This window comes from Streptomyces sp. NPDC005706 (assembly GCF_040631045.1).
GTDB lineage: Bacteria > Actinomycetota > Actinomycetes > Streptomycetales > Streptomycetaceae > Streptomyces.
This window is the reverse complement of record NZ_JBEXYS010000046.1, coordinates 22,567-42,355: the sequence shown is the minus strand read 5'-3', so window position 1 is coordinate 42,355 and position 19,789 is coordinate 22,567. Positions and strand designations below refer to the sequence as shown.

At 69.8% G+C, this 19,789-nt stretch carries 22 protein-coding genes, 1 tRNA gene and 4 pseudogenes; 15 read left to right on the top strand and 12 right to left on the bottom strand.

The genetic code is table 11. From position 1 onward, the window contains the following. Window positions 1–221: 221 nt before the first annotated feature. Entirely contained in the window at window positions 222–1,346 is a 1,125-nt protein-coding gene (locus ABZ478_RS37210) for an NAD(P)/FAD-dependent oxidoreductase (protein ID WP_359556902.1), read from the bottom strand. Window positions 1,347–1,400: 54 nt separating this feature from the next. On the opposite strand from ABZ478_RS37210, the gene ABZ478_RS37205 reads away from it, so the two are divergent. Beyond that, window positions 1,401–2,093, top strand: a complete 693-nt coding sequence (locus ABZ478_RS37205; RefSeq protein ID WP_359556901.1) for a TetR/AcrR family transcriptional regulator C-terminal domain-containing protein — start codon at window positions 1,401–1,403, stop codon at window positions 2,091–2,093. 128 nt (window positions 2,094–2,221) lie between these two features. Here ABZ478_RS37205 and ABZ478_RS37200 read toward each other — a convergent pair. The 4 genes and pseudogenes from ABZ478_RS37200 to ABZ478_RS37185 all read right to left on the bottom strand — a co-directional run. Continuing rightward, window positions 2,222–2,568 (bottom strand): annotated as a pseudogene (locus tag ABZ478_RS37200) (transposase); the annotation flags it as partial. A 114-nt stretch (window positions 2,569–2,682) separates the two neighbouring features. Further along, window positions 2,683–2,970, bottom strand: coding sequence for a hypothetical protein (locus ABZ478_RS37195; RefSeq protein WP_359556898.1), 288 nt, complete (start codon window positions 2,968–2,970; stop codon window positions 2,683–2,685). Window positions 2,971–3,130: 160 nt separating this feature from the next. Next, a pseudogene (locus ABZ478_RS37190) lies at window positions 3,131–3,451 on the bottom strand (restriction endonuclease); the annotation flags it as partial. 136 nt (window positions 3,452–3,587) lie between these two features. Further along, a complete protein-coding gene (locus tag ABZ478_RS37185) occupies window positions 3,588–3,776 on the bottom strand; it encodes a hypothetical protein (RefSeq protein ID WP_199209125.1) in 189 nt (62 codons plus the stop codon). Window positions 3,777–4,588: 812 nt separating this feature from the next. Between ABZ478_RS37185 and ABZ478_RS37180 the strand changes: the two genes are divergently transcribed. From ABZ478_RS37180 to ABZ478_RS37170, 3 genes and pseudogenes are all read left to right on the top strand, one after another. Next, the gene (locus tag ABZ478_RS37180; RefSeq protein WP_359556894.1) at window positions 4,589–5,020 is read left to right on the top strand and encodes an ASCH domain-containing protein; all 432 of its coding nucleotides are present in this window, start codon (window positions 4,589–4,591) and stop codon (window positions 5,018–5,020) included. A gap of 482 nt (window positions 5,021–5,502) precedes the next feature. After that, window positions 5,503–6,348, top strand: a complete 846-nt coding sequence (gene ygiD, locus ABZ478_RS37175; protein WP_359556892.1) for a 4,5-DOPA dioxygenase extradiol — start codon at window positions 5,503–5,505, stop codon at window positions 6,346–6,348. A gap of 67 nt (window positions 6,349–6,415) precedes the next feature. After that, window positions 6,416–6,739, top strand: a pseudogene (locus ABZ478_RS37170) (nitrate reductase); the annotation flags it as partial. Between the two features lie 133 nt (window positions 6,740–6,872). Here ABZ478_RS37170 and ABZ478_RS37165 read toward each other — a convergent pair. Then, a tRNA-Met gene (locus ABZ478_RS37165) sits at window positions 6,873–6,946 on the bottom strand. Between the two features lie 46 nt (window positions 6,947–6,992). Beyond that, window positions 6,993–7,196 carry a cold-shock protein gene (locus ABZ478_RS37160; protein ID WP_359556889.1) on the bottom strand — a complete coding sequence of 68 codons (204 nt, stop codon included), beginning with the start codon at window positions 7,194–7,196 and terminating at the stop codon, window positions 6,993–6,995. Between the two features lie 201 nt (window positions 7,197–7,397). On the opposite strand from ABZ478_RS37160, the gene ABZ478_RS37155 reads away from it, so the two are divergent. Genes ABZ478_RS37155 through ABZ478_RS37145 form a run of 3 tightly spaced genes read left to right on the top strand, consistent with a single transcriptional unit; the run spans window position 7,398 to window position 9,519 of the window. Beyond that, window positions 7,398–8,297 carry a TauD/TfdA family dioxygenase gene (locus tag ABZ478_RS37155; RefSeq protein WP_359556887.1) on the top strand — a complete coding sequence of 300 codons (900 nt, stop codon included), beginning with the start codon at window positions 7,398–7,400 and terminating at the stop codon, window positions 8,295–8,297. Next, entirely contained in the window at window positions 8,188–8,841 is a 654-nt protein-coding gene (locus ABZ478_RS37150; RefSeq protein ID WP_359556884.1) for a M15 family metallopeptidase, read from the top strand. The genes ABZ478_RS37155 and ABZ478_RS37150 overlap by 110 nt, the downstream gene beginning before the upstream one ends. 39 nt (window positions 8,842–8,880) lie before the next feature. Beyond that, entirely contained in the window at window positions 8,881–9,519 is a 639-nt protein-coding gene (locus tag ABZ478_RS37145) for a class I SAM-dependent methyltransferase (RefSeq protein WP_359556883.1), read from the top strand. 129 nt (window positions 9,520–9,648) lie between these two features. On the opposite strand, the gene ABZ478_RS37140 is transcribed toward ABZ478_RS37145, so the two are convergent. Further along, window positions 9,649–10,482: an aldo/keto reductase gene (locus ABZ478_RS37140; protein WP_359556910.1), complete on the bottom strand. Its 834-nt coding sequence runs from the start codon at window positions 10,480–10,482 to the stop codon at window positions 9,649–9,651. A 25-nt stretch (window positions 10,483–10,507) separates the two neighbouring features. Between ABZ478_RS37140 and ABZ478_RS37135 the strand changes: the two are divergent. The 4 genes and pseudogenes from ABZ478_RS37135 to ABZ478_RS37120 form a co-directional block, all read left to right on the top strand. Then, window positions 10,508–10,603 (top strand): annotated as a pseudogene (locus tag ABZ478_RS37135) (IS200/IS605 family transposase); the annotation flags it as partial. Window positions 10,604–10,689: 86 nt separating this feature from the next. Then, a complete protein-coding gene (locus tag ABZ478_RS37130) occupies window positions 10,690–10,884 on the top strand; it encodes a DUF2255 family protein (protein WP_359556907.1) in 195 nt (64 codons plus the stop codon). Between the two features lie 37 nt (window positions 10,885–10,921). Continuing rightward, on the top strand, window positions 10,922–11,956 hold the full coding sequence (locus tag ABZ478_RS37125) for a zinc-dependent alcohol dehydrogenase family protein (RefSeq protein ID WP_359556879.1): 1,035 nt from the start codon (window positions 10,922–10,924) through the stop codon (window positions 11,954–11,956). Between the two features lie 334 nt (window positions 11,957–12,290). Further along, window positions 12,291–12,416, top strand: a complete 126-nt coding sequence (locus ABZ478_RS37120; RefSeq protein ID WP_359556877.1) for a hypothetical protein — start codon at window positions 12,291–12,293, stop codon at window positions 12,414–12,416. A gap of 92 nt (window positions 12,417–12,508) precedes the next feature. Here the strand turns inward: ABZ478_RS37120 and ABZ478_RS37115 are convergent, their stop codons facing one another. The 4 genes from ABZ478_RS37115 to ABZ478_RS37100 all read right to left on the bottom strand — a co-directional run bounded on the left by ABZ478_RS37115 (window position 12,509) and on the right by ABZ478_RS37100 (window position 16,085). After that, entirely contained in the window at window positions 12,509–12,859 is a 351-nt protein-coding gene (locus tag ABZ478_RS37115; RefSeq protein WP_359556875.1) for a hypothetical protein, read from the bottom strand. A gap of 402 nt (window positions 12,860–13,261) precedes the next feature. Next, complete coding sequence (locus tag ABZ478_RS37110) at window positions 13,262–13,972, bottom strand: peptidylprolyl isomerase (RefSeq protein ID WP_359556872.1); 711 nt, start codon at window positions 13,970–13,972, stop codon at window positions 13,262–13,264. A 212-nt stretch (window positions 13,973–14,184) separates the two neighbouring features. Beyond that, window positions 14,185–15,537 (bottom strand): PQQ-binding-like beta-propeller repeat protein, encoded by a 1,353-nt coding sequence (locus tag ABZ478_RS37105; protein ID WP_359556870.1) that lies wholly within the window; start codon window positions 15,535–15,537, stop codon window positions 14,185–14,187. Next, on the bottom strand, window positions 15,534–16,085 hold the full coding sequence (locus ABZ478_RS37100; RefSeq protein ID WP_359556868.1) for a SigE family RNA polymerase sigma factor: 552 nt from the start codon (window positions 16,083–16,085) through the stop codon (window positions 15,534–15,536). The genes ABZ478_RS37105 and ABZ478_RS37100 overlap by 4 nt, the downstream gene beginning before the upstream one ends. Before the next feature lie 370 nt (window positions 16,086–16,455). Between ABZ478_RS37100 and ABZ478_RS37095 the strand changes: the two genes are divergently transcribed. The 4 genes from ABZ478_RS37095 (at window position 16,456) to ABZ478_RS37080 (ending at window position 19,741) form a co-directional block, all read left to right on the top strand. Further along, a complete protein-coding gene (locus tag ABZ478_RS37095) occupies window positions 16,456–16,845 on the top strand; it encodes a hypothetical protein (RefSeq protein ID WP_359556866.1) in 390 nt (129 codons plus the stop codon). Between the two features lie 300 nt (window positions 16,846–17,145). Beyond that, complete coding sequence (locus ABZ478_RS37090; protein ID WP_359556864.1) at window positions 17,146–18,135, top strand: DUF4129 domain-containing protein; 990 nt, start codon at window positions 17,146–17,148, stop codon at window positions 18,133–18,135. Beyond that, a complete protein-coding gene (locus ABZ478_RS37085) occupies window positions 18,132–18,668 on the top strand; it encodes a hypothetical protein (RefSeq protein WP_359556861.1) in 537 nt (178 codons plus the stop codon). The genes ABZ478_RS37090 and ABZ478_RS37085 overlap by 4 nt, the downstream gene beginning before the upstream one ends. Window positions 18,669–18,733: 65 nt before the next feature. Then, window positions 18,734–19,741, top strand: a complete 1,008-nt coding sequence (locus tag ABZ478_RS37080) for a MoxR family ATPase (RefSeq protein WP_359556858.1) — start codon at window positions 18,734–18,736, stop codon at window positions 19,739–19,741. The last annotated feature ends 48 nt before the right edge of the window (window positions 19,742–19,789 follow it).

Genomic DNA, 19,789 nt, shown 5'->3' with positions numbered 1-19,789 from the left:
GCGTGGTCGGCGACCTCTTCGACGTCGTCCCGCAGCTCACCGACGAGGTCAAGGCCCGCAAGGGCTGACCTCCCCCTCGCTCCACAAGGCCCCTGCGACCGGCGATGAGGAACGGTGTTCCGGCCCACCGCGGCGGAGGAGACTGGCGCGGGCGAGTGGACGGGCATCGATGCCCGTGCACTCACGCCTGCCCTCGACGAGGGACGAGGAGGAGGACGAAGTCAGGATGGCTGGACTTGGTCGAAGAGGGCGAGGGCTTCGGCGGGGTCCGGGCTCACGAGGCGTTCCAGACCGGCCGTCGTGATCTTCGCCCACCTGCTGGCCCGTGCCCACATCTGTTCCTCGAAGGCGCGGACGGCCTCGTCCAGAGCTCCAGGGCCGGTGGCGGAGGCGATGGACTCGGCGAGTTCGGCGCCTTCCAGCATCGCGAGGTTCGCGCCCGCTCCCAGTGGGGGCATCAGATGGGCGGCGTCGCCCAGTAGCGTCACCCCGGGGACGTGGGTCCAGGTGTGGGACACGGGCAGGACGTAGAGGGGGCGGTGGACGAAAGCGGTGGCGTGGCGGAGGAGGTCGAGGACGGGGGCGGCCCAGCCGTCGAACAGCGCCAGCAGGCTCGATCGCACGGCTTCGACGTCGGCCAGGTCCAGGCCCGTGTGCCAGTCCAGCGGCGCGCGGAACTGGGCGTACACCTTGACGTGGCCGCCGCTGTTGCGCTGGGCGACGAGAGCTCGGTTCACCCCGTACACGGCCACGGAACCGTCGCCGATCAGCCGGGCCAGGTCAGGGTGGCGGGTGTCGACGTCGTCGAGGGAGGTTTCGACGTAGGTGACGCCGGCGTAGTGCGGCGTCACCGAGGAGACTGCCGGGCGTGTCCGGGACCAAGCGCCGTCCGCGCCGACCACGAGGTCGAACGTCTCCTGTCGCCCGTCCGCGAAATGGACCAGTACGCCGTCCCGGGTCCCCGGCACCACCTGCCCCACGCCCCGATCCCACTGGACGTCGAGAGAACCGAGCAGCAGGTCCCGAAGCTGTCCACGGTCGATCTCGGGATTGGCCCGGTCATCCGGGCCGGCTCGCCAGTCGCGCAGGACCGTGCCGTCCGTCTCCAGGATGCGCATGGCCTGCCCCTCGGGGCGGGACAACGCTTGGAACTCCGCCAGCAGCCCCGCCTTGTCCAGCGCGGGCTGGCCCAGCCCCTCGTGCAAGTCCAGCGTGCCGCCCGGGGGGCGGGCGTCGGGGTCGGGATCGCGTTCGAGGACGGCGACGGGGTAGCCGTGGCGGTGCAGGACACGGGCGAAGGTAAGGCCTCCAGGGCCGCTCCCGACCACGGCGATACGATGTCTCATGGCGATACACTGTATCTTCTCAATACGATGTATCGCAGCAGAACGGTGTGAACCATGAGCGTGTGGGACCGACCGGAACCGCCAACTCGTCCCGTGCCGCTCGATCAGGAGCGGATCGTGGCCGCGGCCATCGCGCTGGCGGACGAGGGCGGGCTGGACGGGGTGTCGTTGCGCAAGGTCGCCGGCCGGCTGAACGCGGGCCCGATGCGGCTGTACGGATACATCTCCACCAAGCAGGAGCTGTTCGACCTCATGATGGACGAGGTCTACGCCGAAATCCTCCCCCCGGAGCAGCCCGGTGACTGGCGTGAGGCGCTGGGCACCCTCGCCCACCGCACCAGACACGCCGCTCTCCGGCACGAATGGCTGGCCGATCTGCTCGGCGGACGCCCGGCCCTGGGCCCAAACGCTCTCGCCGTGGGCGAGGCCACGCTGGCCGCCCTGGAAAGCGTCGCCGACATCGACACCGCCATGCGCGCGGTGGAGACTGTCGGCGCCTACTCCACCGGCGCGATCAGGCGCGAGATCGCGAACCTGCGGGCCGAGCGCGCCACGGGACTGTCGAAGCACGACTGGCAGCGCGCCTCCGGCCCGCATCTGACACGGTTGTTGGCCACCGGTCGCTTCCCGACGCTGGCCAAGGCCGTGTACGACGGCACGGACATGGATGCCGAGGCATCCTTCGAGACCGGCCTGGACTGGGTTCTCGATGCCGTGGCCGCCAAACTCACCCGGCCGCCGGCATGACGCTCAGCCCTTGCCGAAGGTGAGCGAGCTCGGGGCCCGGTGCCCATGGCCCTGAACGCAGCGCTCGCGGGCAGTCGACACGTCGACTGAACCCGCGTTTCGTTCTTCGGAGCCGCCCCTTTTGACCCGGCCTTCTCCTCCTCAGCTGCGGCTTCCTCCAGGGCAGTGGGGGCGTCCGGGTCCAGGTGCATGCCGGCGGCGGCGTGGTGAGCGCGCGGCGGTGGAGTCGATGCCGACCAGAGACGAATTCGCCTCACCCCGCTTCTGCCATCAGGCCCTCGAGCAGGGCCTCGAAGACGCCCGCGTCACGCCACTGCCGGAAACGGCTGTGCACAGTGGACCAGACACCGAACTCCTGCGCCATCTCCCGCCACTGCCCGCCGGTCCTGAACCGCCAGATCACGCCCTCGAACTGCTGTCGCAGCCGCTCCGGGTACGGGCCATACTCTCCGATCGGCAGGTACCGCTCGATCAACTCTTATCCCTCGCAAGTCAGTTGCACTCGCGTCACACAAGAAGATCTGTCGGTACAGGCTCCTGCGCGAGGGCGGATCCCGCAGACTGATCAGGGCCCAACATGTGCCTGAGATCAGCCGAGACCATGATGGGCAGCCCACAACGCCCCGGCACGGCTGGCAGCGTCGGAGATCAGGGCCTCCAGTTCGGGATTCTCGGGGACGGGGAATGAGACGTATGCGCCCCGACCACCACCTACTGGTCTGCCGTAGGCCTTCACGGCGAGGTGACCGTCCGGGAGAAGCCGGACGTTGAGTGTCGTCAGCGTGAACGCTTCACCGCGTCGTGTGTCCGTCCAACGGAGGGCCTGCGGGATCGTGACATTGATCGCCAGAGCACTTACTTCCAGGTCGCTGCTCATGGACGGATGATCTCACGCGAGTCGCCGCAGGCGTCCACCACCGACTCATGCAGCACGCGACTCGAACGCGCCGCGCCCTGAGGCTCCCAACGACGAAGGGACCCAACGGTGATCGTCGGACCCCTGCCTCCGCACCCCAAAAGGGACGAGCGGCTTTCCTTCAGCCGAGCGGTGTTGAGCGGCGCGGGGGTGGCACGGCCCCTAGAAGGTCCCACAAGGGGATCGAACCGGCCGACCAAGTACCCAGCGTCTGACGGCCGACAACGTGCAGTCGCTGCTGCTTGGCGAAGGCAACAGCCGGCGCGGTCACTCGACCGTTCGTCACGATCACCGCGACGTCCGCCCCATGGACCTGACGAGCAATCCCGTTCAATACCTGCAGATCCGGAGTCCCCACTGCCGCACCCCGCGCGCCGTTGCGGCGGTGCTTGCATTGAATCACCCAGCACCGCCCAAACGGATCAGTCGCCTTGACATCCGCAGACCAAGTCAAGCTGTTCGCATTCACCCAAGGATGCCGACGCCTAGCTGAAATTGGCGCGACGCATTGGGATAGCTTCCATCGAGTTGGAGTCGTAGCGCCCCGCAGCGCGTGGCTGCGGAGCGCCTAGTGGGGTTTAGTCGACCATCTGCCCGTCGAACATGCCGCCACTGCAGGTGTTCGTCGCCCAATTGACCGTTCCGCCGCCCTGCTCGCACTCACCCGGGGTGAGGCTGGCGGCGGTGGCGGTGGCGGCGCCTGTGAGGCCGAGTCCGGCGAGGGCTGCCGTGGCGATGACGGCGGCGAGGATTCGTCGAATGCGCATTTGGTTCGCCTTTCACGGATTGCCTCGGTTGGGACACTACTCAGCCAATTGTTCATCCATGTCGGCGACACGTCATGTTGGGCCGTTCGAGTGACATTGCTGTCAGGTGCGGGAGCCGTGGCGCGACCCGTCAGACAGGCCTTGGTGGGCGGTACTGCGCGTGGCCACCTCGCCGTCCCGGTCTTGGGAGATCGCCGGTCCACGGGCCGCAAATGGATGGACTGAACAAGTTCAGTTGAGGACACGGAGAGGAGTCCGGGCTGCCTGCGACGTGGCGGCCCGGGACCGGGTTACCGCCCGTGCCGTGTAGCGCCGCACGGCTGGCACCGGTGGGATGAGCGGCGGATGGCCCGACGGGATCACCGACGGCCACACGACGAGACTCGAACATGCGAGCGAGGGCAAGCCATCCCGTTTCGAGGTGCTGCGGTACGCCGGGGGATCGTGCAGCTGGCGACGGCCGCGCTGGCGCAGATCGACGAGTGGATCGCGGCGGAGGAGCGGGGGGAGGCGCCAGGCACCACCCGCGTTGGCCAGGTTGAAGGCCGAGTGGTTGGAGGCCGCCGCCATCGTCGGGGCGTTCTTGGCCTTGGCCATGAGCAGCATCTGAACAGGTCCGGTGAGTGACGAAGCGGTCCCAGAGCTCGGAGCGTCCCGGTTCGGGAAGGGGTTCGTGGGCGGAGGAGAGAACGGCGAACAGGTCGTCACGCAACTGGCGCAGCATGTCCTCGTGTTCAGGGCCGAGGCCCAGCAGCGCCGTGATCGTGAGGCCGTCCGTTGATCGAATCGGCCGGGCTTTATACGCTCGCCCGATGGGACATGACGACCTGCCGACCCTCGAACTCGCCTTCCCGGGTCCGGAGCGGGACCGGGGCGTGGAGGCGATCCTCAGCGGTCGGAAGACCGCGCTCACGGGCCTACTGGAAATCCACGAGCACGCTGGAGAGACGGTACCGGTAGCCGGTCAGCGCTTCTCGGTGCTCGACTCCGAAGGTCGCCCGGCCGCCACGATCGAACTCGTCGACGTGCGCGTCGTTCCCATGAAGGAGATCGATGACGACTTCGCGCGAGCCGAGGGGCGCGGTTACTCCGGCGTGGCCGAGTGGCGAGCCGCCCACGAAGAGTTCTTCCGCAGCGATGGCGTGAGCGAATACCTGGGACACACCCCGGTCATCGATGATGACACCCTTGTCGTCGCGGAACGCTTCCGAGTGGTCCAGTCCGACGGCTCACCTGGCCAGTGAACCGCGTTGGACTCGATGAAAGCCCTCTAGGATCCCCCGGACAGGCCCTGTCAGTGCCGGAGCGGCTCCAGGTCAGAGCCACTCGTTGACGTCCTCTCGCCGACGGCTGCGACCGGACAGGTTCGCCGACGCTGCCGACGCGGTGGCCTCTCCGGACGAACCCCCGCACAAGCTCCGCTGCGCAGGCTGTCGAACGGCGTGGCCGCGAGCAGGTCTCCGCAGGTGCCGCCGCGCCGGATGCCGACGTGCGGTTCGCGGTCCGCTCCCCCGCACGCAGGGAGGGCTCCACCGGCCGCCGCCCACCGACCCGCACACCGGGGCCGTCCAAGACGTACGGCGGCCGTATGAACTCCGCGGTGACGCGCTGCGGGAAGCTTGCCCGCCGCGCGAGACCGGAGGAACGTGCTGGGTGCCCTGCCCGCCATACGGAAGACGTGGGTGACATGGTGACAGCGACGACGGAGGCGCAGGGGTCGCCACTCATGCCCGCGGCGTTCATCGGCCACGGCAGTCCGATGAACGCCTTGGAGGACAACCGCTACACCACCGCGTGGCGGGCTTTCGGCCAGGCGGTGCCCAGACCGAGGGCGATCCTGGTGGTCTCGGCCCACTGGTACATCAACGCCACTGCGGTGACCGCGATGCCGCGGCCACGAACCATCCACGACTTCTACGGCTTCCCGCGTGAGCTGTTCGAGGTGCAGTATCCCGCCCCCGGCCTGCCGGAGCTCGTGGAAGAGGTCAGCGAGGCGGTCAAGCCGACCTGGGTCGGGGCGGACGCCGACAGCTGGGGCATCGATCACGGCTCGTGGTCGGTCCTGCGCCACGCGTTTCCACAAGCCGACGTCCCTGTCGTCCAGTTGAGTATCAACGCGGACAAGGAACTGGATTACCACTTCGTCCTGGGCACGAAACTCGCCGCTCTCCGGGCCAGCGGCGTGCTGGTGCTGGGCAGCGGCAATGTCGTGCACAATCTGGGTGGCGTCGACCCCCAGCGCCCGGACTCGGGATTCGACTGGGCGCAGCGGTTCGACGAGAGCGCCAGGGACGTGATGCAGCACGACCCGTCGGCTGTTTCCCGCCTTCTGGACCACCGGGACTACCGCACGGCGGCACCCACCCCGGACCACTTCATTCCGCTGCTCTACGTCGCGGGGCTTGCGGCGGCGTCCGGTCGCAGGGCGGAGATCCTTGTCGACGGCTACGCCTACGGCTCGCTGTCGATGACCGCGTACACCCTGGACACCACGTGCCCTGGTGCCGACAGGGGAACCGGATCCGCGGCCGGGCTGCCCGACGGTGTTCCCGCGGACGGCACCAACACCTGACGCATCGGCCGGCGAGGCGTGGTCGGCGTCGTACCGCAGGGCGATCGGGCGGCGCACGGGCCGTGACACCGACGGGGAGTTCATCGCCGAGTTCACCCAAAGCTGGCAGGAGATGCCCGCCTTCCTCGCGGACTACCCGCCTGAGAAGGTCGCGGAGATCACCGGCATCCCGGAGGCCGGCACCCGGCAGGCCGCCCGGTGGATCGGCGAGGCCGGCGAGTGGATGAGCTACTGGGCCATGGGCCTGAACCAGTCCACCCACGGCACTTGGAACACCAACGCCCTGATCGATCTACACCTCGCCACCGGCGCCCTATGCCGCCCAGGCTCCGGTCCCTTCTCGCTGACCGGCCAGCCCAACGCCATGGGCGGACGCGAAATGGGATACATGTGAGCTGCTGGCCGGGTGGCGGGCAAGGGCCCGTACTGGGGTGCCAGAGCATCCGCGCGGCTGAGGCGGCGCGCAGGTCTTGAGGGGGAGGAATGTGAGAGGGGGCCCGGCTGACGCCGGGCCCCCTCTTTCGTAGCGGGGACAGGATTTGAACCTGCGACCTCTGGGTTATGAGCCCAGCGAGCTACCGAGCTGCTCCACCCCGCGTCGGTGGTGCCACTCTACACACAATCCCAGAGGCCGGCGGGGCACGTCAGCCGCGGACGATGTTCTCAGCCTGGGGGCCCTTCTGGCCCTGGGTGATGTCGAACGTGACCGTCTCGCCCTCGACCAGCTCGCGGTACCCGTTGCCGGAGATGTTGGAGTAGTGAGCGAAGACGTCCGGTCCGCCGCCGTCCTGGGCGATGAAGCCGAAGCCTTTCTCGGAGTTGAACCACTTCACGGTGCCGCTGGCCATACTTCGTCCTTCGATCTCGCCGGGGGTGCCGGCCGGGGTAGTAGAGGGGTCTTCCGCTGCGGGAAGACGTCCGGCGTCCGTTCTACCCCGACCGGGGCTCCAGTATTCGATCATCCGTCCACAAGTCTTATGCGCTCTGCGTGTTGCTACTCCACCCCGGGGGCGAACGGGGCGTGGCACTCGAAGGGTGAGTAGTCGGGGGTGGGCTGTCTGCGCAGGCAGGCAGCCGCGGGCTGGCCGCTGAGGGTCAGCTTGACAGGCCCTGGCCTGGGAGGCGATCGAAGCCGGGCGCGTGCCGGCCAGGCGTCGGACTCGGCATCGGCGTCGGCATCGAGCGGCTGTGCATGGCCGCCTCCGCCATCAAGGGCATCACCGTCTTCCTGCAATCGCCCCAGATCTGACCGCCGAGATCACCCTCCGGAAAGGAGCCGCGATGTCCCTGTCGCTGTGCCCGCTCGACGAGAGCGGCTTCGGCGCCGTCGTCGACTGCAACCTCTCGACCGGCGTCGAAAGCCACGTGCCCCAGGGGCCGGCCACCCGGAGGTCGAGCACACGCTCGTCCTGACGCACCCGGTCACCGGCGCCCGCTCGCTGCTGCTCTGCTCCATAGTGATGAGCGGCATCACCGGGCTCGCCGAGAAGGAGAGCCGGCCCTGCTCGACGAGCTGCCGGCGCACACAGCCAGCGCCGTACGTCCACAGCCACCGCTGGAAGCAAGGAGACTTGGTCATGTGGGACAACCTCGCCACCCTCCACACCGCCTCCCCTGCGACAGTTCCCGCCACCGCAGGCTGCTGTACCGCGCCGCCATCCGACGGCCGTGCGCGAGTGCCGGGAGGAGACCGACCTGATCGTGATGGGCCCGCCCCGACTGCTGGCCACCGTGTACGGGCTGCCCGGCGCCCAGTGGCCCTACAGCACGATAGGCGGTGGAGGAGGCCCGCCGCACCGGGCAGGCCGCGTACTTCGGCACCTGGGACTGGGGGAACGAATGAGCAGCGGCATCGTGTTGATGTCCGACCGGCGGGTGGCGGCGATCCCCGTGCAGGACTGCGGCGAAGGACTCGTCGACGTCCGTGCGCACGGTGTGCACGTCGATGACCGCAAACGCGACGCTGCCGGAGCGTGGGCGCACGTCCGGCAAGGGGTCCTCACGCGGCTGCTGCACGCCCAGTCACTACTGCCCGCCGACGTGAAGCTGCTCTTCGTCGAGGGCTTCCGGCCACCGGCCCTGCAGAAGCAGTACTTCGAGTCGTACTCCGAGGAGCTCGCCCGCGCCCACCCGCAGTGGCAGGCCACCGAACTCCGTGAGGCCGCCAGCCGGTTCGTCTCCCCGCCAGAGATCGCGCCGCACTCCGCCGGTGCGGCTGTCGACGTCACCCTCGTCGACCACCAGGGCCGCGAACTGGACATGGGCACGGGCGTCAACGCCTCCCCCGAGGAATCCGACGGCGCCTGCTACACCGACGCCCCCGGGCTCAGCGAACAGGCCCGCACCAACCGCGCCACCCTGGGCGGCGCGCTGTCAGCCGCCGGGTTGATCAATTACGGCACGGAGTGGTGGCACTGGTCGTTCGGCGACCGGTACTGGGCGCTGTTGGCCGGGCAGCCGGCCGCCCTGTACGGGCCCGTCGAACTGCCCTGACACAGATCACCCTGCCCTTTCACGAACGAGGAGCGATTTGTGGGGATCTCCCGCACCGACTGGTCCGAGCACTACAACGGCGGACGGAGCTTCCGTAGCCTGGGGGACGATGAGAAGGGCCTGGTCGTCGAGCACGTGCCGGCGCCCGAGGGCGGCCGCGCGCTCGATGTCGGATGCGGGACCGGCGAGATGGCCGTCTACCTCGCCTCCCTCGGGTACACCGTCGACGCCGCCGACTTCGCCGAAGGCGCACTCGAGCGGGCCCGCGCGGAGCACCCTGGAGAGGACGGGGTGCGCTGGCTGTGCCTGGATGTGGAACACGACGCCCTGACCGACCTCGCCGAGGCCGGTTACGACCTGGTCGTCATGCGGCTGGCGATCGCCTTCATCCGCGATCGCGCCCGAGTCCTGCGCCGTCTGGCCGCGCGGCTGCGCGAGGACGGGGCACTCGTCATCATCACGCCCCTCGCGGAGCAGACGTCCCCCGAGCGGCGCCACATCGCCTTGGACGACGGCGAGCTGGACGCGCTCACCGACGGGTTCGAGCATGTCGAACGGTTCGACGCACACGGGCTGGCCGTGCTGATCCTGCGCGGCCGCGCCGGCTCGTTCAGCGCGGAGGAGGCGCTGCAGGCTGTGCCCACGACGGCGCGTCACGCGGCATTGTCTGACCTCTGAGGAGGGGCTGGGTGAGGACGGTCATCGGCTGACGCAGGGGCGCTGGGCGGGGCGTGCCGACGAGGACGGTGCCCGTCGCCCTGGTCGTCATGGCACTACAACGCTGACGTGCTCGGGCTGTGGCTCATGTCAGCGCCGGCGCTGGTCGGCGCGCAGTTCGAAGTCGCCGTAGCTGTTGTCGGCGGGATTGACCGTCACTCCGGGGGCCACGATCTCATCGATACGGTCGAGGACATCGGCGGGCAGCGTGACATCGGCGGCAGGCAGGAACGCTTCCAGTTGCTCCATGGTGCGCGGTCCGATGATCGCTGCGGTGACGCCCGGATGGTTGAGGACGAAGGCGACGGCCAGTTCGATCAGGGTGAGGCCGGCCTTTTCCGCCAGGACCGCGAGCTGTTCGACCGCGTCGAGCTTGCGCTGGTTGGCGTGGCTGGTCATGTCGAAGCGGGCCGCGGGACGTGCCGCGGAGGCCGGTCCCGAGATGTTGTCCTTGCGATAGCGTCCCGAGAGCCAGCCGCCGGCGAGCGGGCTGTAGGTGAGCGTGCCCATGCCGTGGCGGCGCACGGTGGGCAGGACGTCCTCCTCGGTGCCGCGCACCAGGATCGAGTACGGCGGCTGCTCGGTCACGAACCGCTCAAGGCGCCGGTACCGGGAAGCCCACTGGGCCTCGACGAATTGGGAGCCGGAGTAGGACGAGGAGCCGATTTGACGTCCTCTCCCCCCTGAAGGGGGGAGATTCCCGCCTACCGTGCCGTTGAAGGCTGCGGTGTCGGGTGGGTTCCTGCTTCGCTGCGCGGTGCGGGGACGGGTCCCGGTCTTCGGGAACGGCAGCCCCTCGCTGCGTGCGGTCTCCCGAGCCCTGAGAGCGTCGTTGTAAACCACCCGTGCACACCCGGACGCCCTCGCCAACGCCGCGCGCTGACCGGCACTCGGGTGCAAGCGGAAGCCGTACCGAAGCTGCACGCGGATCACGATACACAATTGGTTTATGGGTACCGAAGAGAACGTTCGCACAGGTCGCCACTGCGTCTTCCGGATGCACGTCCACTTGGTTTTCCTGACGAAGTACCGGCACTCCGTCTTCACCCACCGGCACCTGACGCGGTGTGAGGAGATCATGCGAGCCGCGTCCGCTCGGTCAAGGGCACCAACGGCCCCTGGTACCGGGGCATCGAGTCCCGCCACCGCGGCCGCGTCGACGCCGGCGGCGTACAGCAGAACGTCGCCTTCCGCGAGGCCGACCCCGCCGAGTACGCGGCCGTGGACACCGCCTACCGGGAGAAGTACTGCCGCTACACCACGATCGTCGAGCACGTGCTGACCGATCACGCCCGCATTTCCACCCTCCGCCTCGAACCCCGCTGACACCGAACCCACTTCTTTTGCCAGAGGAGATCCGATCATGCGAGCCACCTTGATGTACGCGGCCGAAGACGTACGTGTCGAGGACGTCGCCGACCCCAAGATCCAGCAGCCGACCGACGCCGTCGTGCGGATCGTGCTGGCCTGCGTCTGCGGCAGCGACCTGTGGCCCTACAAGTCACTGGAGCCCACGGACAGTCCCCGTCACATGGGCCACGAGTTCCTCGGCGTCGTGGAGGAGACGGGTTCCGAGGTGCGCATCCTCAAGCCCGGTGACGTCGTCGTCGCCCCCTTCGTCTGGGCCGACAACACCTGCGCGTACTGCCGCGAGGGCCTGCAGACCTCCTGCCCGCACGGTGGGCAGTGGGGCGTCAACGGGGTCGATGGCGGCCAGGGCCACGCCGCCCGCGTCCCGCAGGCCGACGGCACCCTGGTCAGACTGCCCGTCGGCGAGGACTCCGAGCTGCTACCGGACCTGCTGACCCTCTCCGACGTCCTGTGCACCGGCTACCACGCCGCCCGCACCGCCGGCGTCCAGCGCGGCGACACCGTCACCGTCATCGGCGACGGCGCCGTCGGGCTGTCCGCCGTCATCTCCGCGCGGCTGCTGGGCGCCGAGCGGATCGTCCTCATGGGCCGCCACCGCATCCGCACCGACCTGGGCCGCGAGTTCGGCGCCACTGACGTGGTCGCCGAGCGCGGCGACGAAGGCGTCGCCCGGGTTCGCGAATTGACCGGCGGCGAAGGCACCCGCAAGGTCCTCGAATGCGTCGGGCTGAAGGACGCGCTCGTGCAGAGCCTCGGCGTCGTACGCGACGGCGGCACCATCAGCCGGGTCGGGGCACCCCAGTTCACCGACGTACCGTTCGGGTTCGGCGACTTCATGCGCAACATCACCCTCACCGGCGGCGTCGCCCCCGCCCGCGCGTACATCGAAGAACTGATGCCGCACATCCTCGACGGCACGATCCGCCCCGGCCGCGTCTTCGACCGAACCGTCGGCCTCGATGACATCGCGGACGGCTACCGCGCGATGAACGACCGTGAGGCCCTGAAGGTGCTGGTACGCCCGTGACCGCGCGCAAGCCGGACATCGAACCGGCTGCAGCCGCTGAGCGCGCCGGGCAGGTCTCGGCGTACCACGCCTACCTCCAGGCGATGATCGAGGGCGACGTCGTCGCCGAGTCGCTCGCGCACGGCCACACGACCCGCGCACTGGTCGGGCCTTCGCACTCGCCGCCGAGAACGGCCCCGCTTGCGGTCCCTGACCATCTCACGCAGCGGCTGGGATCGCAGCGAGCAGGCGCATCAGAACGGCGTCGGTGTCGGCGCGGTACGGACGCGGGCGGCGATTTCGGCGACGCGGAGCAGACTGGTGTGCGCCGGCATTGCCCGGATGCTTCTGCCAGGTGCGGATCGTCACCGTGAACGGCTGCAAGCACCTCTCGGGCCCCCGCGGCGACGTCTACCGCCAGGAGGAGGCGTCGCTCGGCCAAGCTCTCGAACCCGTGCAGCCGCCCGTCGTCGTGCCGTAGCCCAACCCAGGCCGGTGCCGCCGGCCCCAAGCGGCCCCCACCAGCCGCCCAGAAGTCGCCCGTCCTGCCAAGGACCAGCCAACCTGACCAGCTCACCCGCCCGAACAAGCGGCCCGGTAGACGGCAATGAGGACGGTGAGGCGCGGGTTGAACCCCTCTGCCTCCTGCAGGGCCGGATCGGGCATCGAGTCGTCGACGGCATAGCCGAGTGCGGGACATCCGGTGAGGTGCCCGCGCAAGGCGTCCAGGCGATCGAGGAGAGCAGCGCGGCGAGCCTGCTCGGGGGTCAGCGAGCGCAGCCACGCGAGGCGTTCCGCCGTGGTCTCGGGGCGCGGGGGCAGGTCGCGACGGATACCGTCGGCCCGCTGGGTGAGGATGTTCCACACGGGCATGCGCAGCGCCGCGACCAGTGTGTCGGGTGCGGCCTGGACGGTGGGCGTCATGTTCCCCACAGTCGCAGCGGCCACCGGCAGCGCGATGCACCCCGGGCACCAGGTCAGTCGTCCGTGGTGCGCTCGATGGTGCAGTCGGCTCAGCCGTGGATTCCCCGCCATGGCTTGAGAACGCGCTGCGGGGGCAGGTCTTGCGGGCGCTGCTGCCGTACCCGGAACGAACGCATTGCGTCCATATTCCGTGCGGGTATGCGTACGCATAGCAGGTCAGGCGGCGTCCAGACCGTGAAGCGGGGTCCGCGCCGGCTCGGGGATCCGCGCAGGTCCCGCTGTGCTCCATCATCCGCCGGCCGGCGGGCGCGGCAGGTGTCACATCGGCCGGATGCGCGCCCGCCGCATCGCCGTGGCGCGGCCGGTCGCGTAGCTGGACCGCGCCGACCCCGCCACGATGCGTCAGGGCCGGCAGGTCGGCCGGACGCTGAGCAGCTCGGTGCGCAGCACGGGCGTGCCGTCGACGGGCGCCGGGTCCTGCGCAGTTGGTTCGATACCGCCGGCAGCGATCTTGTCGAGCGTCTCCAGGCCGGCCGCACCGACCGTGCCGAACACCGTGTAGTTCGGTCGCAGCGCGGAATCGCCGTAGACGACGAAGAACTGCGAACCGTTCGTGTTCGGCCCGGCGTTGGCCATCGCCAGCAAACCGCGCCCGTAAAGGCGACGGGCGCCGGTCGGATCGCTCGGTGCCGGCGGCAGGTCCACCGGCAGCTCGTCCTTGTACTTGTACCCCGGCCCGCCTTCGCCGGTGCTGGTCGGGTCGCCGCACTGCAGGACCTTCAGCGTCGGGTACGCCGTCAGCCGATGGCACACCGTACGGTTGTAGAACCGGTGCTGCGCCAGATGCACGAAGCTCTGGACCGTGCAGGGCGCCTTCGCCCGGTCCAGACTCAGCGGGAGCGGGCCCTGGCTGGTCCGGACAGCCACATCGACCGTGCCGTGCCCGGGGGTGCGTCGGGGATCGGGCGGCAGGGGAACCGGCCGCGCCGCCGGCTCGTCCGGGGTCTGGGTGTACTGGCAGGGACCGTGCGTGGTTCGCGGCGGGGCATCGGAAGCGGAGGCGGTGGTGCTGCCCCCGGACACGACCAACGCTGCCGCCGCCAATGCGGTCATGAGAGTTCGGTTCATCCTGTACACCCTCCAAAAGATCGTCAGATTTCGGAGCGGTCGCAGTCTAGGGCGCGGCCTGGCGGGCGAGAACCCGCCCGCAAGCCACATCGGGCCATCGTGAAGGGGTGGTGGTGACCACGAGGGGTCCCGCTGGGCGCGTGGATCGGGACGACAGGCCGGGGCGCACGTACCGCCCCGGCCTGTCGTTGCTCGCGTCAGTGGCCGGTCGGTGGGAGGAGGGAGAAGATCCTGCTGCCGTTCCTGGCGATCAGCGCGTCCTGGTACAGCAGGAGTTGGGGCGTGTCCGAGAGGCCACCGGGTTGCGGTTCGCCGGTGTCGATGTGCGCGTGCCAGACCTGCTTGCCCGTGCGCAGGTCGAGGCCGGACAGGTCTCCGGCCGGGCTGAAGAAGTACACGGTGGCCTGCCTCGTCGACACCACGGGGGACGCGAGAGACGCCATGGTGTCCTTGCCGGGCATCGTGACGCCCACCGGGCCGGTCCACACGGTCTTTCCGGTGGTCAGCGAGTAGGCGGAGGCCTGGCCCTTCCAGGACACGGAGATCAGGCGATCACCGGCGACGGCCCAGCCGGCGATGTGCCCCTTGGCCTGGTCGGGCAGTGACGTGCGTGTCCCGGAGCCGCTGACGCTGGTCAGCTGGAAGTCGTCGGCTGCCGTGCCGGCGGTCGCGGCCAGGACCATCCGGTCGTTCGAGGTCCCGAGCAGCTGCTGCCGGCCGGGCAGGGTGGTGACCTTGTGGGCCTTGCCGGTGGCGGGGTCGAGACGGAGGAGGTCGGTGTCGTGCACTTCCTCGGTGTCCTGGGTGCACAGGAGGTAGGGCACACCGCTCAGCACGGCCCGCTGGCACACCTCGCCCTTGGCCCAGGTGTGGCGCCACTTCGTTTCACCGGTCCGCGGGTCGAGGGCCGACATGGTGCGCAGGGACGGCGTGTTCGCCCAGACCGCGCCGTCGATGAGCATGGCGGCCTGACTGGTGCGGTCGTCCTGCGGCATCTCGACCGACCACAGCCGCCGGCCGGTGGCGGCATCGACTGCCATCACATCGGTGCCGCCGGCGTAGTCCCCGTTGGGCTGGTGCTTGGCCGTGTGGTTGCGGTAGGCGTAGACCACGCCGTCGCGCACGGCGAAAGGGTGGTCTGTCCCGTCGCCTTCGCCGTTGACCTTGACGGTCCACAGCCGCTCGCCGGTGTTGGCGTCCACTTTCACCACGTCGTACTTGGATCCGCTGCAGTACAGCGCGGAACCGTCCGCCAGGCAGCCCCGTTCGCTGACTCCTGCTACGCCGCTCTGCCACGGGTGCCAGCCCTGCGGCGACGCCGCCGGCCGCACCGGGCGGCCCTGTTCGCCCGCACCGCTCCCCCACGGGCCGAGCATCGCCCCCGCGGCGATCGCGGCGACGGCCACCGCGGCCCCGGCGGCCTGTGAGAAACGACGCCGGCTGCGCCGCCGTACCACCTGCTGCGCCAGGTCCCCCGGCGCCAGCACCCCGTCCAGGGCGACCGCGTGCAGCGTCTCGCGAACCTTCTCCTCCACCCGCTGTGTCGTCATCCCTGGATCTCCTTCGCCGTGTAACTGAGCGGTCGCAGCTGTTCCGCGGGCCCGTCGGGCTCAAGCTCCGGTACGAGCGCACGGAGCTTGGCGAGCGAGCGGTGCGCCGTGCTGCGCACCGTGCCCACCGGGATGCCCAGGAGCGCCGCGACCTCGCCCTCGGGCAGATCCTCGAAGTAGCGCAGTACGACCACGGCGCGCTGGCGCTTGGACAGACGGCCGAGCGCCGCCCACAACGCGATCCGCAGCTCCGGCTCCGCACCGGCGCCCGCCTGTCCGCCGGACTCGGGCAGCACCGCGACCGTGGTCTCGGCGTGGTGTCTGCGCAGCCGCCAGCGGTTGACCTGCTGGCGGTACAGGATCTGGCGGACATACGCCTCGGGCTGTTCGATGCGCGTCCAGCGCCCGTAGGCCTTCATCAGCGCGATCTGCAGCAGATCCTCCGCGGCGTGCCGGTCCCCACCGGTGAGCAGAACCGCGAGCCGCAGCAGCGCGGTGGAGCGCATCGCTACGAACTCCCGGAATTCATCGTGGCTCGAGGCCTCCATCGACCCTCCCCTTCTTCACGACCCCCACGACGCGGTGAGCCACTCGTGGCTATCCCTCAGCTGGGCGAGATTGTGTGTTCCTACCAAGTCGGCCGCAGTCCTCACCCCCGGAGGGCTGCAGAAGGCGAGCACTCCCTGGTGCCCGCTGACGGAACGCGACCTTCCCTACTTCGGCGCTCGTGCTCGAGACGGCGGCTCCGGCCCCTGAGCCGGCCCGCGCCCGAAGTGCCTCCACACTTCGATCGCCGGCGCACACGTCGCATAGAGTGCCGTCGCGAGGGTGTCCACGTCGTTCGCCATAAGACGATCTTGGACACCCTCGTTCTCGTCTTCGCAGGCACCCCTTGGACCACACCCCCAGGAGGAACCGGTGTCATACCCGCAACCGCTCACCCCCGAGGAGAAACTCGCCGACGCGAAGAAGCGGCTGAGCCTGCCGCGTATCGTCGTGATCTGCGGCTCCACCCGTTTCATGACCGAGATGACCGAGGCCGATCTGCGGGAGACCAAAGCCGGAAGGATTGTCGTCAAGCCGGGTTGCGACATGAAGTCGCCGCACGAACTCTGGTCCGATCCTGTCGAGGCCGAGGCGCTGAAGGTTCGACTCGACGATCTGCACCGAGCGAAGATCCGGCTCGCTGATGAGGTGCTCGTAGTCGGCGATTACATCGGAGACAGCACCCGAGCCGAAATCGCCTACGCCCGGTCGCTGGGCAGGCCCGTGCGGTTCACGCACCCCGAAGTCGACCCCGACGCCTGACCGCTCCGCAGCGTGTCGGATCAGCATGCCGCGCGGCTTTGGTGGCTCCAAACTCCACCGCACCTCAGCTCGGACACTCGAAGTGGGACAGGCAAGTCGGGAAGCAGTACCCAACGAAGCCCGCTTCGCGACTTGGTGCAGCCGACAGCCGGGAGTCGCGTGGCGGGCTGCAACGCCGGGCACGACGTGATGCAGCGGATGGTGAGCTGGAGGTCCCGCCCGGCCGCCCCGCCGGTGTCTCCTGCTGGCACGCCGAGGACCGGTGTGCGAAGCTGCCGATCACACGGGAGGGGTGTGGCGGTGGGGCGGGAGCGTACGGCGGGCGGGCGGCCGAGGCACGGCACGATCGGCACCGCACAGGCCGCGTTGGCAGTGCTGGTGATGGGCGGAGCAGCCCTGGGAGCACTGCTGCTGCGCCCCGATTCGGGCATGTTGGCCCAGGGCCGCGGTCCGCTCGGCGGCAATGCCGTCCTCGTGTTCGGCCTCGCCCTGATGTCACTCTTGGGTGGCTTGGCGTTGCGCGAGAGGTACCGGGAGCAGGTCGCCGCCGCCAGGGAGCTCAACCCGGTGGAACAGCGGGTGGTCGACAGCGTGAGTCGCGTCCTGCTGGCCGCCTCGCTGGTGGTACCGCTGCTCGTCATGGCCCTGCACCGGTTCGGACCGTCCGGCAGCAGCCATGGGGCCGGCCACAGGAGCGGCCACGAGCCGTTGCCGCTGCCCAGCCCGCGGCAAGACCCGGTACCTACCGTGCCGCCCGCACAGCATGCCGGGCACGCCGGCCACACCATGCACTTCGGGCTGACGCGCATCCTGCTCGGTCTGGGCATCGCCCTGCTCGTCGTGGTCGTCGTGATCGCCGCGCTGCGCCTGTGGCGGCATCTGACGCGGTCGCCGGCACCCGAGACCCCGGCGACGTACGCGATGCTCGACGACGAGCAAGAGCGCCTGGTCCAGGCCGTTGACTCCGGGCGCCGTGCCCTGCTGGACGCAACCGACGCCCGCCCAGCCGTCATCGCCTGCTATGCCGCCATGGAGGAGTCGCTCGCCGACTCCGGCGTAACCCGGCGCGCCTCGGACAGCCCGCAGGACCTTCTGGAGCGGGCCGTCACCGGCGGCCTGCCCACAGGTGCGGCCGCCGCCGCGCTCACCGCGCTGTTCCGCGAGGCCCGTTACTCCACGCACCCGATGGACGACAGCCACCGCGACCGGGCCGCGGCCGCGCTCGCCGAGATCGCCGACGGCCTGCGCTCACGGACCTCTGGATCCGAAGCCGTGACGGATACCTCGTGAGGACGCCTGCACGGGTCCGGGTCATCGCCAACTCCGTGCTGTCAAAGCCCGGTTCGCTACGCCACTCGCTGGCCGTACTGGGCACGGCCGCGGTCGCGGCCGAAGTACTGCTCGCCCTGGCCGACGGTGCCGCCGCGGCCGCCGGCGGCCTCGCTCTCATCACCGCGGTCGCGCTGGCCCTGGCGCGCTACGCCGCGGGCGGCGCCGCCCAGGACAGCGGCTATCGCAGGCCGGTGCGTTTGCTGGACAGCAGGGCCCCTGCACTCGGCGGGTGGCGGCGCATCGTGGCCAAGGCCCTCGCGGACAACGGGGAAACGCACCTCGCCACCGTCATGCGGCCGCAGTTGCAACGGCTGTTCGCCGCTCGGCTGGCCGAACGGCACGGCGTGGCGATGTACCGAAACCCGCAGCGGGCCCGGGCGCTGGTCGGAGCTGAGCTGTGGCCGTGGATCGATCCCGCGGCGACCACTCCGCAACCCACTCTTCCCGAACCCGTCCTGCGCTCCCTGCTCGACCGCCTGGAAGCCCTGTGACCGATGGCGCCGCGGCCGACCCCCGCAGCCCGCGCATCCCGACCCCGCCCCGTGAGGAACCGACCGTGACCAGCGCGCAACCCCTACCGGATCAGACCACCTTGACTCCCCGACAGGCGGGGGAAAGGGCTGCGGCCGTGCTCGACGAGATCGGCACGGCCGTGGTCGGCAAGGCGGAACCGCTGGCGCTGGTGATGCTCGGCATCCTCGCCGGCGGCCACGTCCTCATCGAAGACCTGCCCGGACTCGGGAAGACGCTGCTGGCACGCTCCTTCGCCACCACGCTCGGCCTGGACTTCCGCCGTATCCAGTTCACCCCCGACCTGCTGCCCTCCGACGTCACCGGAGCTCCGTTCTACGACCAACGGACCGCCGACATGGTCTTCCGGCCCGGCCCCGTCTTCACCCACCTGCTACTCGCCGACGAGATCAACCGCACCCCGCCCAAGACCCAGGCCGCACTGCTGGAGGCGATGGCCGAGTCCCAGGTGTCCATCGACGGGAATACCCGGTCGCTGCCGAAGCCCTTCGTGGTCATCGCCACCGCCAACCCCATCGAGTACGAAGGCACGTACACCCTGCCCGAAGCCCAGCTCGACCGGTTCCTGCTGCGGGTTCGTATGGGCTATCTGGCGGCATCCGAGGAGGTCGGCATGCTGCGCGCGCGTGTCGATCGGGCGGCCGCCGAAGCCGTGCTGCGCACGCTCAGCGGTCCGGGCGAGGTGCTGGCCATGCGGGCCGCCGTCGAAAGCGTCGAGGTGGACGACGACCTGCTGGAGTACGTCGTCGCGCTGGTCCGAGCCACCCGAACCCACCCGCACATCCAGGTCGGCGCCTCTCCGCGCGGCGGCCTGGCCGTAGTGCAGCTCGCCCGCGCCCGCGCCGTCCTGGACCTGCGGGACTACGTGACCCCAGAGGACGTCAAGTCCGTCGCGGTGCCGGCCCTCGCGCACCGCGTCACCCTCAAACCAGAGCTGTGGGTCCGGCAGATCGACAGCGACGACGTGATGCGCGAGATCGTCCAGTCCGTGCATGCCCCGCAGACCTTGCCGCGCACGCCGATCGCATCATGACGGAACCCGTGCCGGCCCGCGAAGGGGCCGCCGCCGTTCGACGAGCCC